At 41.8% G+C, this 13,455-nt stretch carries 12 protein-coding genes and 1 pseudogene; all 13 read left to right on the top strand.

Annotated features, from left to right (window positions below):
* Positions 1-59 precede the first annotated feature (59 nt).
* The 13 genes and pseudogenes from J0K78_RS06175 (at position 60) to pilM (ending at position 13,440) form a co-directional block, all read left to right on the top strand.
* Positions 60-1,793, top strand: coding sequence for a sensor domain-containing diguanylate cyclase (locus J0K78_RS06175; protein ID WP_206945830.1), 1,734 nt, complete (start codon positions 60-62; stop codon positions 1,791-1,793).
* 117 nt (positions 1,794-1,910) lie between these two features.
* A complete protein-coding gene (locus tag J0K78_RS06170) occupies positions 1,911-2,321 on the top strand; it encodes a PulJ/GspJ family protein (RefSeq protein ID WP_206945829.1) in 411 nt (136 codons plus the stop codon).
* Positions 2,318-2,818, top strand: a complete 501-nt coding sequence (locus tag J0K78_RS06165) for a PulJ/GspJ family protein (protein WP_206945828.1) — start codon at positions 2,318-2,320, stop codon at positions 2,816-2,818. The genes J0K78_RS06170 and J0K78_RS06165 overlap by 4 nt, the downstream gene beginning before the upstream one ends.
* A complete protein-coding gene (locus J0K78_RS06160; RefSeq protein ID WP_206945827.1) occupies positions 2,818-4,527 on the top strand; it encodes a hypothetical protein in 1,710 nt (569 codons plus the stop codon). The genes J0K78_RS06165 and J0K78_RS06160 overlap by 1 nt, the downstream gene beginning before the upstream one ends.
* A 17-nt stretch (positions 4,528-4,544) precedes the next feature.
* Positions 4,545-5,819 carry a hypothetical protein gene (locus J0K78_RS06155; RefSeq protein WP_206945826.1) on the top strand — a complete coding sequence of 425 codons (1,275 nt, stop codon included), beginning with the start codon at positions 4,545-4,547 and terminating at the stop codon, positions 5,817-5,819.
* 30 nt (positions 5,820-5,849) lie between these two features.
* Positions 5,850-7,151, top strand: a complete 1,302-nt coding sequence (locus J0K78_RS06150) for a VanW family protein (RefSeq protein WP_206945825.1) — start codon at positions 5,850-5,852, stop codon at positions 7,149-7,151.
* 23 nt (positions 7,152-7,174) lie between these two features.
* Entirely contained in the window at positions 7,175-8,797 is a 1,623-nt protein-coding gene (locus J0K78_RS06145; protein ID WP_206945824.1) for a GspE/PulE family protein, read from the top strand.
* A 14-nt stretch (positions 8,798-8,811) separates the two neighbouring features.
* Positions 8,812-9,852, top strand: a complete 1,041-nt coding sequence (locus J0K78_RS06140; protein WP_206945823.1) for a type IV pilus twitching motility protein PilT — start codon at positions 8,812-8,814, stop codon at positions 9,850-9,852.
* A 1-nt stretch (position 9,853) separates the two neighbouring features.
* On the top strand, positions 9,854-11,062 hold the full coding sequence (locus J0K78_RS06135) for a type II secretion system F family protein (protein ID WP_206945822.1): 1,209 nt from the start codon (positions 9,854-9,856) through the stop codon (positions 11,060-11,062).
* A 137-nt stretch (positions 11,063-11,199) separates the two neighbouring features.
* Positions 11,200-11,646, top strand: coding sequence for a type II secretion system protein (locus tag J0K78_RS06130; RefSeq protein ID WP_242517702.1), 447 nt, complete (start codon positions 11,200-11,202; stop codon positions 11,644-11,646).
* Positions 11,647-11,702: 56 nt separating this feature from the next.
* Positions 11,703-11,969: pseudogene (locus tag J0K78_RS20265) on the top strand (prepilin peptidase); the annotation flags it as partial.
* 12 nt (positions 11,970-11,981) lie between these two features.
* Positions 11,982-12,491, top strand: coding sequence for a prepilin peptidase (locus J0K78_RS20260; RefSeq protein ID WP_370551076.1), 510 nt, complete (start codon positions 11,982-11,984; stop codon positions 12,489-12,491).
* Positions 12,475-13,440, top strand: coding sequence for a type IV pilus biogenesis protein PilM (gene pilM / locus J0K78_RS06120; RefSeq protein ID WP_206945820.1), 966 nt, complete (start codon positions 12,475-12,477; stop codon positions 13,438-13,440). Before J0K78_RS20260 ends, pilM begins: the two co-directional genes overlap by 17 nt.
* Positions 13,441-13,455 lie beyond the last annotated feature (15 nt).

Here is a 13,455-nt window from a genome sequence, read left to right as displayed (position 1 = left end):
ATATTCTTATGGTAAAATGGTCTTATTCTTGTGAGGGTCTTTAGGGTGGGGGAGGTAGGATGACAAAGCAAAAGAAATATGCAATTTGGTTCGTGTGGGCATCCACTTGGCCTGCTGGTTTGGTTTACTTGTACTTGTGGTTATCCCCTGTATTTGAAGGAAGCAGGATTGAGATTGCAGCATTTATAATCCTTGCTTCTATCGTTGCTTTATTTCCGCTGCAAATCGGAGACCACCCCGTATTTTTTACGCAGGGGATTGCATTTGCTGTTTTTTTATATTACGGACTTTTCATAGAAATCATCGTTTCTCAAACAGCGATTTTAGCATTGATGGCTAAAATGAGGATTGGAAGAACCAATCTGCACCGTTTACCGATAAATTTGTTTATGTTTCTAGTGATTTCCGTAGTATCTGCTGGCCTCTATTATGCTCTTGGGGGCACACATGGCCCATCCGCTGTGAATGATATAGGCGATGCACTTCCTATTGTGAGTTATGCACTCTCGCAAATTATTCTCAACCAGTTTTCCATAACTTTCGTAGCCAAAGTTCTTTATCGTAAAGAGATGAAATGGCTCGATAAAGGTTTTGCCTGGGAAGTGTTAACATCCAGTCTTGTCCTGCCTGTCGGCTTTATCCTTTATATGGTTTTTTCAGAATTTGGAATCAGTGGGATTTTCTTTGTCGGCATTCCTTTTATTTTTATTTCCGGCATGCTGATGCTTTACCATAACAGCAATCAAGTGAATACCTATTTAAAAAAGACGAGTATCATCGGCCATGAGCTGACAGGAAAACTCGGAGTGAAAGAAGTGCTGGATATTTTCGTCGATCGATTGAGTGAACTCCTTCCGGTGGACTACATCTATGTTTATGATGTGAATAAAAAGAAACGGATGGAGCTGATTCGTTTCTTTGATCGATCGGGAGAAATCGATTTTCCAAACATCCAACTATCCAGGGGACAAAGCATAAGTGGCAACACATGGTTGGAGGGAAAGAGTGTCTTTTATAAAAAGAAATCGGAATGGGCACACTTAGAGAATCAATATACCCCGGATCGTGCTGAAACAGTTTTGTCTGTACCCGTGGAGAGGAATGGAGAAATTGTTGGGATCATTACCATTTATTCCATTAAAAAGCGTGCTTTTTTACAATTTCAGTTCATGATTTTGAATATACTAGGCAACTATTTAGGTGTAGCGATAGATAATGCCAGACACTATGAGAAAACGAAAGCAGAGAGTGAGCGATGTGCTCTTACTGGCTTATACAATTATCGTTATTTTGAAGACTACATTGTGAACGTCTTTGAAATCAATCAGCGTCAAAAAAATAGACAATCCGTCTCCCTCGTATTATTGGATATTGATCATTTTAAGCGTGTGAACGATACTTACGGACATGAAAGTGGCAATGAGATCCTTGCTTCGCTGGCGGAGAGAATTCAAGAGGCGTCAGCTGGACGAGGGACACTTGCGAGGTATGGGGGAGAAGAATTTGTCCTGCTTTTGCCGGGTTATTCCGAGAATGAAGCAGTAGAAGTAGCTCATTCCATACGAGCGGGTATTATTGAAAAACCTTTTGTTTCATTTGTCCATATGCATGACTCACAAGAACCCGTTTCTATTTCCGTAACGGCAAGTATTGGAGTAGCTACGTGCCCTGACCATTGTGAAGAAGCTTTTGATTTAATTCGTCAGGCGGATCGAGCGATGTACATCGGCGCGAAACAGAAAGGCAGAGATCGCGTGGCCAGTTATAAAGAACTGATTCAAACTGTTCAATGATTAAAATTGGACAGTTTGTTTGTGTGATTCGTAGGTAATTTGTCGAATTATACCAGGACAAAGTCCTATATTTACGATATAATTTTGATAATAGATGCAAATTGGAGGAGAAGGCGGATGCCTGATTTTAGGAAGGAAGAAGCATTTTCGCTGGTAGAAGTGGTCGTAGCTATGACCTTGCTGCTTGTTATATTCATTGTATCGACACAAATCGTCATGAATACGCTGACACAATCGAATACGATTAATGAGGACTTTACGACGATGGAAATTGCTGATGGGGTACTGAAAGCCTATCAATCTAAATCTCTGGAAGATTTGGACGATAAAAAAGGCAGGGGGGAAATGGTAGTGAACATCCCTGATCTGCTGGAATTGCCAGCTGCTGCGAATATCGAACAATATGAAGGCCGAGTGCTGGTGACAGAACCTGATAAGACTGGTTTGAGTAACTATTTAACGAAAATCGTCGTTACGGTCTCGGTAAATCGTAAAGAGACTCAATTAGAAGGATATGTGGAACGATGAACATGAAAAGTGAAAAAGGGATGACTTTAGTAGAGCTTCTTGCAGCCGTCAGTCTCTCAATGATCGTTATGGTGGCCGCTTATCATGCCTTTTACTTTGTCGCAGGTGCTGTGGAAACCTCTTCTGCAAAAACTGAAATTAGAAAAGAAGCGAATATACTCCTCTTAAGTTTAGAAGAAAACTTGATTAATGTGGATGAGGTTGAACCCACAAACAATCTGACGGGAACTTTTCAAGCTTTCACCGCCACTTCCACTCGTTTAGGTGACATGGATGAAGATTCAACGTTTACTTACATAGATGAAACAACAGATGTTTCCATTCAGAATGGTCATTTACTTATAGATGAAATTCAGCAAAATAGTGAAGATACGGACTTATCCAGTACAACATTCGAGTTGGATGGCAGTAAACTGACCGTCCTTTTAGAAATTTCTAAAGAAAATACAGATGAAACGTACAGTCTGGTTAAAATCTTCCGCTTAGGGACTGAGTGATGTTAATGAGAAACCTTTGTAAAAATGAAGACGGTTATGTTCTTGTTACTGTTCTTATCATGTTCGTCATCTTCAGTATTTTAGGCTTGAGTTTGATGAGCTATACCATTGGTTCTCAGCAGTTTTCTTCCGCGAATACCGATTTTATCGAGACGAAAGCGGAAGCTGAAATGACCGTGCAGGAAGCACAGGCTCAGATCATGAAAGGTATCGATGAAATCAATGATGATATGACTGAAGCGACCCCTGGTCTAGGTGGAGTGATCAGCAGCATCAATCGTGTGATTCATCAGGTGGAGAACGAGTTAGGTGAGGAAGGGCTTATTAGGAAAAAGATTCTCAAAGATGGGGAGAACGGTGTTTTTCTACAAAGGATTGATATAGAGGTTCCTGTAGAAGATTCAAATAAAACGCTGGTCCGCACATTTACGGTTTCTACGATTGCTGATGTATTCAGGTACGGAGCTGTAACTCCAGGAAACATGCGCTTAAACGGGGCTCCTTTTATTAAAGGGGATGTATTTGTTGGAAATGATTTAAGGTTACATAATCAAGCATATTTCATTTCTGGATATGGTCGATGGGCGAATACCTCCTACCCATCGATCCAGGGGGACTTGTCAGTAAAAGGACGGTATGAGAGTCCGGGGTGGTTTTGGAATTGGAGAATATCAGAAAAGGACTTGGACTCTTACTTTGAGATTAAACCTAGAATAGTAGATGAACACCCTGATGTGGCCCGGTTAGAAGTATTAGAATACATCAGGGAAAAAAGAAACGATCCAATGGGCGATATCATCTCAAGAGCGTATCCTGGCAACATAAGTGAGATTGATGGTTATCAGGTTATCAAAAAAGGTTATGAAAGACAGGGGAAATCTCCAAAAGCTCCTGATCGGTTTTATGGCGATACTTATATACGTGGTGATTTAAAATTACATGGGTCTCATTTGAAGGTAGATGGAAATTTAATTGTGGACGGTAATCTCACTATTGAACCCTTAGAAAACGAGGAAACCTCTCTCACCGTTGATGGATCCATTTATGTCCATGAGAATGCGGACTTAACTGGAACGGTTACATTGCCAGAAGATCGATTCATGTATATTAATGGCTATCCGAAAAACGGGAATTGTAATGGAAACAACTCTCACAACAATAAATGCGGGGTTTACATAAGTGATCTCACCTTTCAGGGAAGCCTCTACACAAATCATGAAGTTGATATAAGGGAAGATTTGAATATGAACGGGACTCTTTACACTCGTTTAGGTGGACGAATAGAAAACTTGTCTAATGAGAGTGGCGGTACACTTGTTGTGGTAAGTGAAGGAGAATTAACGATTGCCAACAATAATTTGTATAACAGTGAACCGAAAGTTATAAATGCATTCTTTTATACGAATAGTGATTTGGATATCTATGGGGTTGGCTCAAACTTGAAAATTCGTGGAGGTGTATATGGAAGGAATGTAACGTTAAATGCCGTTAAAGGTTCCACGAGTGATGAGTATTTTGCTGGTTCTGCCAATTTCTCAAGTAGTAGTGACCCCTTGTATGTAGAGAATAATCAGGATTCTGTAAGTCCTCAATCATCCAGACTGACCATAGAGTATGCTCAGGAGCTTATTCTGAACCCGCCTGATGGTATACCTACGGTCGATAAAGTCACAGTAAAAGAAATCGATCAACACTTTTACAGTCCATGAAGGGAGGAAATAAATGAATGACAGATCTACTTATATGGTTCATAACGGTTGGTCTCGCATTGAAAGTGTTACGGTATATTCCTATGAAACTGCCTATGAAGGGCCGGATGATTTTGTGGCTCACAGGATCACTGATTAGTTCATTGGCGCTGTTAGCTACGATTACATATACGTTCTGGATGGGAATTCTAGCCGCGCTTGTCCTTGGGGTTGTGTTTGCTGTATTTCTGCAGGAAAAAGCACCTCGGGCATTTGCCGTCGGACAAGAGACTACAGAAGAATCATCAGATGAGAAAAAGATTCCTGTGCAAATGGAAGAGTATGAGAATAGGAACCGTAACGACAATGATGAAGAACACCTTATAGATGACGAGTTATCAGGAAGACAGACTGATAAAGGATCTGTTCAGGGTGAGAATTTTTCACATGAAAACCTTGAGAAGAAAGAAGAAGGAATTCTCATTCCTGTAACAAATGAGGCGGAACGTTCAAAGTCAAGCGCCTCTAAAGATAACTTGGATGAGTATGAAGAGCCCATTCAAGAAGATGGGGAATCACATGAGGGCTTCTATATGGAAGATATAAAAATGCAGGGAGATGAGTTCGGGTTGGCCGACGATGATGAATCTCTGTTATTAGATGAAGAACTTTCACGGTTAAGAATGGAAGAACAAAGTGTAGTAGATGGAGAGAAATTTGAGGATTCCGAGGATGTTACAGAAGAAGAGTTAATGGCTGAAAGAAATCTCCAATTGGATATGGAAGAACACGATCTAAAAGATAAAGTTTCCAATTCTGAAGAACTTCCAAGTGTTAAAGAGGATACAAAAGAAAGCATTGTTGAGGATGATTTAGAATCTGAAGAAGAAATCATAAATGAAATCAACGAATCAACAAATTATGACAATGATATTACCCGGGAAATGAGCCATCAGGACGTAGAAATGTCTGTAGATCATCAGGAATCTATCCTATCCTCACCCATAGAGCAAGATTTGGATGCAGATATGGAAGATAATGAGGATAGCCTTTCACTTGAAGATCATCAAGTTGAAGAATTGATAGCCGATGAAGCGTTAAGGAAGCAGCTGCTTGAGTTGATGATTGAGAAAGATGATCTTGATCGTAAGCAGGATGATTTGTTGGAAGGAAAACAAGCGACAAAGGATATTGTGAATTCCCAGGGTGAGATTGTTGTTATAGAAGGTGCCATACTAACTAAAGATGAAATTGATCAATTGAAGCGGTACGGACCGAGTGTGAGGGTTGAATTGAGCATGAATGTGAAGTGATTTCGTATGATTCATTGGAGGTGTTCCTAGTTGAAACAAATACTGAACCTTAAGTTAATTTCTTTGGTAGTTGCTGTTGGGATGAGTATGTTTCTGTTTACGTTTGGAAGTTCAGCGGCTATTCAATATGTCACCACCGGAGAACGCCTCCCGGAGAATACCGTCATTGCTTCCGTCAATGTTTCAAAGAAAAGTAAAGAAGAAGCGGTACAACTGTTGAATGAAAAGGTGCAGCATTGGAAAGATAACCATTCGATTGTCGTGAAACTGGATGGGAAAGAACTCACTGTTGATCCGGGAATGATCCAATTTAATGTAGTTGAAACGGTTGAACAAGCTATACAAACAACCAATCGTGATCTGCTAATCATCATTGATGAGTCTTATGTGTCGGACATGAAGTCTCATATGAATGATTCACTGGCTTCTGAATTTTCTCAGGAACAATTCATTGAAACTGTGAAAAAGGATGCAGCACAATTGGGTGATTCCCGTGTAGAGTATCTCGCCTATGATTTTGTAAAAGGGGATACAGCTTCGCTCTACGCGAGCATAGGTGAACAGACGCTCGCCGTTCCACAAGAAACGAGCATGGACCGAGCTGTGAAGTTATTTGAAGGAAAAGAGCTTGAAGACGGGGCAGTCTTTTCATTCAACCATTGGTTAAATAATGATGGGGTTTACGATGAAGTTTCCCTGGATGTGCTGGCCTCTGCCATCTATGGAGCTAGTGTGAAAGCCGGAATGGTCATCCAGGAAAGACATATCAGCCACCGGTTACCAGAATACGCAGAACCTGGCATGGAAGCGAATGTGGATCTTAACCAAGGTCAGGATTTGAAAGTGTACAACCCCTTTTCAGGAGACTATCAACTTTCGGTAAGTGTAGAAGCTGGAAATGTGGAGGTTCAATGGATCGGATATCCGACAGCCTCAGATTACCATGTCCAAATGTTAGAACGTGAAGAAATATCTCCTAAAACAATCATTCAATATTCTTCTCTTGTCCAAAGAGGGACATTCAACCTTTTACAAGAAGGTGAAAATGGCGAGCTTGTCTCGGTCTATCGTGTGGATAAATCTTTATCCGAAGGCGTGAAGGAGTTCATTTCTGAAGACTATTACCCACCGGTAGCTAGAGTGGAGGAACACCCGCCTGGTATGGAAGAAGGCCTTGGAGACGATCCATATTCTGTAAAAGAAGAAAGCAGCTCTAATGGAAAGAATGGTACCTATAAAGATGATAGTGAACGGGACGCCAGAAATCCCGAATCCTTGCACAAGAATGAGGATGGCATTTGGGAGGTCGTTCCTGAAGATGAATCTAAGTGATGAACAAAAAGGGTGAGCCGGCCATGATTAAGAGAAAAAGATTAGGTGATTTGTTAAAAGATGCGGGGATCATTGAAGAGAAGCAGATCCAAGAAGCGTTGGATAGTAAAAAGCCGGACCAAAAGCTGGGGGATGTTCTTGTAGAAAAGGGCTATGTGACGGAAAAGCAACTGATTGAAGTCTTGGAATTTCAACTGGGGATTCCGCATGTTTCTTTGTTTCATTTTCCCATTGACCCTCATGTGATTACGATCGTAAGCAAAGACTTTGCTATTCGTAACCTCCTGGTTCCTATTCAGCGAAAAGGCGAGGAACTGACAGTAGCTATGGCAGATCCGATGGACTATTTTTCCATTGATGATTTGAAGATTTCCACAGGGTTCAAAATTTCCCCGGTTATTGCGACGAAGCATGAGATTCTTCAGGCCGTTAACCGTCATTACAATTTGAATGATACTAGTCTTGTGGAAAATGCAGGGGATACGGAAGAAGCGCCTGCCATTAAATTAGTGGACCAGTTGCTTCAGGCAGGTGTCCAATTGAAATCAAGCGACATCCATATCGATCCCCAGGAATCGCGGGTTTTAATCCGATACAGGATTGATGGGGTTTTAAGAACAGAACGAACATTACCCAAGTCCTTCCAAAACAGTTTGATTGCCCGTGTGAAAATTATGGCTAACCTCAATATTACAGAAAACCGCCTGCCGCAGGACGGTCGTATCAAGACGAATGTCGATCGGTCTCCCGTTGATTTGAGAATTTCAATCCTGCCTACGGTATACGGGGAGAAAATCGTGATCCGAATTCTTGATCTTTCAAATGCCTTGAGTTCAATCGAAGACCTCGGATTCAACAAAATGAATGCTCAAAAATATAAACAATTGATTGAACAACCTTCTGGTCTGATCCTGATTACAGGGCCGACGGGTTCTGGGAAATCTTCTACTTTATATGCATCCTTGAATCGTTTGAATACGGACGATGTCAATATTATTACCGTAGAGGACCCTGTAGAGTATCAAATCGAAGGGCTGAACCAAGTCCAGGTGAATACATCCATCGGATTGACTTTCTCGAAAGGACTCCGTTCGATTTTACGTCAGGACCCTAACGTTGTCATGGTCGGTGAGATCAGGGATTCGGAAACAGCGGAAATTGCCATTCGAGCTTCTTTGACCGGGCATTTGGTTTTAAGTACGTTACATACGAACAGTGCTATTGCTACGATTCCTCGTTTGTTCGATATGGATGTGGAACCTTATCTCGTTGTTTCTTCTCTCTCAGGTGTGGTCGCTCAAAGGTTAGTCAGAAAAATATGCCGTGATTGCAGACAATCCCACGACATTACGGAGATGGAGAAAAAACAGTTTCAAAAACGTGGAATGACGGCAGACGCAATATACAAAGGAGCGGGCTGTGACAGCTGTCAAAATACAGGGTATCGAGGTCGGATGGCCATTCAGGAAGTGTTAGTCATTGATGATGAAATCCGGACAATGATGATGAACAACGGAAGTATGGACCAAGTCCGGAGGTACGCATTGAAGCAGGGGATGCTTTTCTTATTGGATGATGGTTTGTTGAAAGTGAAGCAGGGATTGACGACGTTAGAAGAAGTGCTTCGCGTCGCAAAAGTCGACTAGCGAGGTGGGAAGACATGAAAGAAACATTTGATCAGCTCCTGACGGTTGCCAACGAGTATGAAGCCTCTGATATTCATTTAACCGTCGGGGTGCCTCCGATTTTCAGAATACATGGTCAGTTAAGGAAGTACGGAAAAAATCCGCTGAAACCGGCAGATACAGACGGGATGGCGGAGGCGATCTTATCTGAGGATTTACATGAACAGTTGATCAGCAACCGTGAAGTGGATGTATCCTACGGGATTGCGGGTGTTTCGAGGTTTCGTATCAATATTTACTATCAAAGAAACTGTCTCTCGATGGCCGTCAGGATAGTACCACGGGAGATTCCTACGATAGAAGATCTGCACATGCCGCAAGTGTTGAAAAAAATAAGCAGCTATGCGCAGGGTCTTGTACTTGTCACAGGGCCTACAGGGTCAGGGAAGTCTACAACACTCGCTTCTATGGTTGATTATATTAATCAATCCGCCCGCAAGCATATCATCACCCTGGAAGACCCGATTGAGTACACCCATAATCATAAAAACTGCATTGTGGATCAGCGTGAAGTCGGGTTTGATACGAGGAATTTTGCCAATGGTTTACGCTCTTGTTTACGTCAGGATCCTGATGTCATTCTGGTTGGGGAACTGAGGGATTTTGAGACGATTTCAACTGCCCTGACGGCTGCAGAGACCGGTCACCTTGTATTCGGCACCTTACATACGACCAATGCTCCGGATACCATCGATCGAATCATTGATGTTTTTCCGCCAAACCAACAGGGCCAGGTGAGGGTACAGCTCGCTAACGTTCTGCAGGCGATCGTCTCTCAGCGTTTATTCCGAAGGTTGGATAAAAAAGGGAGAAGGGCTGCGGTTGAGATTCTGTTAAATACACCGGCGGTTAAAAATTTGATTCGTAATGAAAAGATTCATCAAATTGAAAATGTCATGCAGACATCCCGGGCACAGCAAATGCAAACGTTGGAGATGTCAATCCAGGAATTGCTGAAAGAGAAAGTCATTGATGAACGGGATGCGGCTCCATATTTAAGAGAAGGGGGCTTCTAGCATGCCTTACTATTCCTATCAAGGGCGCAGTCTGCTTGGCAAAGTTCAAAAGGGAAGACTGCGTGCAAATTCCAGAAAAGAAGCCGTCATGTCATTAAAAGACCGGGGGATGACGATCACGGAGATTAAAGAAATTGACAGTATCTTTCTGAAGGACATCCAAATAGGGAGTCCGGTAAAGCCTAAGGATTTTGTCATTTATCTGAGGCAGTTTTCTACGCTCATGAGAGCGGGAATTTCCTTGCTTGAATCGACTAAAATTCTTGCAAAACAATCCAATAGCCGTGCGTTAAGTGAAGCGCTCTATGACATTAGTGAGCAATTAGAGAGTGGACGCTCTTTTTCTGACGCAGCAGGCTCTCATTCGAAAATCTTTTCAAACTTATTCATCAATATGGTACGGGCGGGTGAAGTTGGAGGGAATCTTGATGATATCCTGGAACGTTTAGCTGTGTATTACGAAAAACAATACGACACAAGGCAGAAAATCATATCTGCTCTAACCTATCCGCTTGTGGTCGGTCTGATAGCGATTGGGATTGTAATTTTTCTATTAACTTTCGTTGTACCAAGGTTTGCAGGCATGTTCGATACGATGGGAGGAGAGCTGCCCTGGATTACTCAGCTCACACTTGGTATGAGCCAGTTTTTCCAGAGCTTCTGGTATGTGGCCATCCTTCTACCTGCGCTTTTCATGATCACTTTTAAACTGGTCGTAGACAGAAATCCAAAGCTGCAGTATACCGTTGATGTAATGAAGCTTAAAATTCCTGTTTTCGGTCCGTTGATCCAAAAAGCCGCTCTAGTTCGAATGACAAGTACATTGAGTTCGTTGATGAACAGCTCCGTCCCTATCTTAAAGTCCCTGCAAGTGACACAAAACGTCGTAGAAAACAAAGTGGTCGAACGAGCGATCATGAATAGTTATCAATCGCTGGAAAAAGGAAACAACCTTTCCGATCCATTGCGGCAATATCCCATTTTCCCGCCTCTAGTCATTCAAATGATGGCTGTAGGTGAGGAAACCGGATCGCTTGATTACATGCTTTCAAAAGTAGCTGAATTCTATGAATCAGAGCTCGAATATACTACGGACCGATTAAAGACGCTGATTGAGCCACTAATGATCTTAGTCCTCGCACTTGTGGTCGGAGGGATTGTAGCGGCAATCGCGGTACCGATGTTTTCGATCTTCGATACCATTAATTAAGAATTTGTAAGAATGTGCAAAAATACTAGTTTGATCACTAAGTATCCTTTATAATGAACATAGGACCTTTTGCTAGTGAAAAAAGTATTACATATCCATTAGCAGAAAATCGAAAGTACTACAAAAGGAGAGGGAAAATGAAGAAGTTAAGAGAAATGGTGAAAAATGAGAAAGGTTTCACGTTGATTGAGCTTTTGGCTGTTATCGTTATTTTGGGGATAATTGCTGCTATTGCTGTTCCTGCGATAGGAAGTATTATTGGTAATACAGAAGAAGATGCTCATGATGCAAATGCATTATCCCTACTTGAGTCAGCGAGGCTAGCTCATGTAAGTGGCGAGGTTGAAGTTGGAGAAACAGTTACAGCGGTTACTTTAGTTGACCTCGGGTACTTAGATGCAGTTCCTCAAGACCCTGAAGCTGATGGTGTTTATGGAACAGCCCAAGTAGCAGTGGAAGAAGTAACTTCTGAAGAAGAGGGAGTTAATGATCAAGTAAGTTATACCGTTACACTTGGGACTGGTGGAACAGATGGAACAAATTATGTAAGTGGTTTGACAAAAGAAGAATTAAATAGTCAGTAATATGAAGGGGCTGTTAGTTAATACAGAAACAGCCCCAATATAAGCAGGAGTAAAATATGAACATAATCATTTCTTTTTATATATTTTCATTAGGGAGTATCCTTGGCTCCTTTTATAATGTAGTCGGTGTACGCTTACCAAAAAACATCCCATTCACAACCTCGCGCTCAGCTTGCCCACACTGTACCACTCCTTTACAAGCAAGAGATCTGATTCCTTTATTTTCTTACCTCATATCCAAAGGTAAATGTAGACATTGTCAGCATTCAATCTCAATTACATACCCCCTCGTTGAGTTGGTTACAGGCTTCCTGTTTTTATTAGCATACATAAACATGGGTATATCATCGGAATTTGCAGGCGCAATTCTATTGATCTCTTTAGCGGTTATAGTAACAGTGAGTGACCTCAACTACATGCTTATACCAAACAAACTTTTGTTATTCTTTGCGCCAAGCTTTATCATCTTCCGAACAATCCAGCCGTTGCAGCCATGGTATGACTCCATATATGGCGCTCTAGCCGGCTTTGGGATCATCTTTGTGATTATAGTCCTTAGTAAAGGTGGCATGGGAGCGGGAGATATGAAACTTTTGGGAACGTTAGGAATCCTTTTGGGTTTAAAGTTAACGTTGCTTACTTTATTTTTCGCCACGTTAATTGGTACGGTTGTCAGCCTGATATTGTTGAGCTTCAAAGTGATAGGAAGGAAAGATCCCTTTCCTTTCGGCCCATCGATTGTGCTGGCTGCGGTCATCAGTTACCTTTTTGGATATGATTTGTTGCAATTTTATTTTGAAACGTTTTTCTTAGGAGGAGGGGAGACCATTGTTTCGTTTTTTTAATACCAGTGGTCGAGTGAATTTTGTAATCAAAAATCATTGCATTCGCTATGTGTATTCGAAGTCGGGCCATGCGGGTGAAATGGATGATATGGGTGAAATAGCTCTTCCTCCTCACGTGATGGAGGACGGGAAAGTCAAAGACGCCAGTGAGCTTACTAGAATCGTTGACAGCTTCATTGATAATAAAGGCTGGAGCAATAAAACACTTTATTTTACGGTGCCGGATCACTCGGTTGTTATTCGTCCTTATGATGTACCGGTTCATCTGAAGGACGATGAAATCAAAGGGTATTTATATATGCAATTGGGGGAAACCCTCCATCTCCCTTTCGATGACCCTGCCTTTGATTATAGTGTCCTTGGTGAAAATGGGGAGAATAAAAAGCTGCTTCTTTTCTCTTTTCCGGAAGAGCAGATTCGAATGCTGGATCAGGTGTTCAATGGTGCCAAGCTTAAAACGAAAGCGGCTGATATTAGTGCCCTGTCTATTTATCGCTTGTATGAGTATTTGGAATTGTCCTCAGAAGGAGAACACTTACTATTGATTGACTGGAATTTGGATGGGTGTGTGCTGACGGTCTTCAACGAACATGTACCAGCATTTATCAACCACACTAGAAGTCCGCTTACCATGACATTATGGAAAAGGGAAAACGGTCACTATCTTTGGCAGGGAAATGATGAAGGTCCAACTGAATTTACTTACGACCAGATAAACGAAGTGGAAAGAATTATGGACTTTTATCGATTCTCTGTGATGAATGGTGAAGCCTCGGTTTCTAAGGTCCTTCTAACAGGAGATTGGCCGGAGAATGAACGGGTAAAGGATTTGCTTGAAGAAAAAGGGATACAGGTCGCTGCTTTGAAGGATGCAGACGTTTTCTTGGAATCAAACCAAACTTCCAGTGCTGAATATATGGATGCCATTGGTTTGGCGATCAAGCCATAAAGGACACAGGGGATG

It is taken from the genome of Halobacillus sp. GSS1, from assembly GCF_017307035.1.
GTDB lineage: Bacteria > Bacillota > Bacilli > Bacillales > Halobacillaceae > Halobacillus > Halobacillus litoralis.
Note: the sequence above shows the minus strand (reverse complement) of the source record. Positions and strands in the feature narration are given on the sequence as shown.

Coding starts and splice junctions, on each gene's coding strand:
- J0K78_RS06175 (WP_206945830.1), top strand. CDS start 60: ATGACAAAGCAAAAGAAATATGCAATTTGGTTCGTGTGGGCATCCACT.
- J0K78_RS06170 (WP_206945829.1), top strand. CDS start 1,911: ATGCCTGATTTTAGGAAGGAAGAAGCATTTTCGCTGGTAGAAGTGGTC.
- J0K78_RS06165 (WP_206945828.1), top strand. CDS start 2,318: ATGAACATGAAAAGTGAAAAAGGGATGACTTTAGTAGAGCTTCTTGCA.
- J0K78_RS06160 (WP_206945827.1), top strand. CDS start 2,818: ATGTTAATGAGAAACCTTTGTAAAAATGAAGACGGTTATGTTCTTGTT.
- J0K78_RS06155 (WP_206945826.1), top strand. CDS start 4,545: ATGACAGATCTACTTATATGGTTCATAACGGTTGGTCTCGCATTGAAA.
- J0K78_RS06145 (WP_206945824.1), top strand. CDS start 7,175: ATGATTAAGAGAAAAAGATTAGGTGATTTGTTAAAAGATGCGGGGATC.
- J0K78_RS06140 (WP_206945823.1), top strand. CDS start 8,812: ATGAAAGAAACATTTGATCAGCTCCTGACGGTTGCCAACGAGTATGAA.
- J0K78_RS06135 (WP_206945822.1), top strand. CDS start 9,854: ATGCCTTACTATTCCTATCAAGGGCGCAGTCTGCTTGGCAAAGTTCAA.
- J0K78_RS06130 (WP_242517702.1), top strand. CDS start 11,200: ATGAAGAAGTTAAGAGAAATGGTGAAAAATGAGAAAGGTTTCACGTTG.
- J0K78_RS20260 (WP_370551076.1), top strand. CDS start 11,982: ATGGGTATATCATCGGAATTTGCAGGCGCAATTCTATTGATCTCTTTA.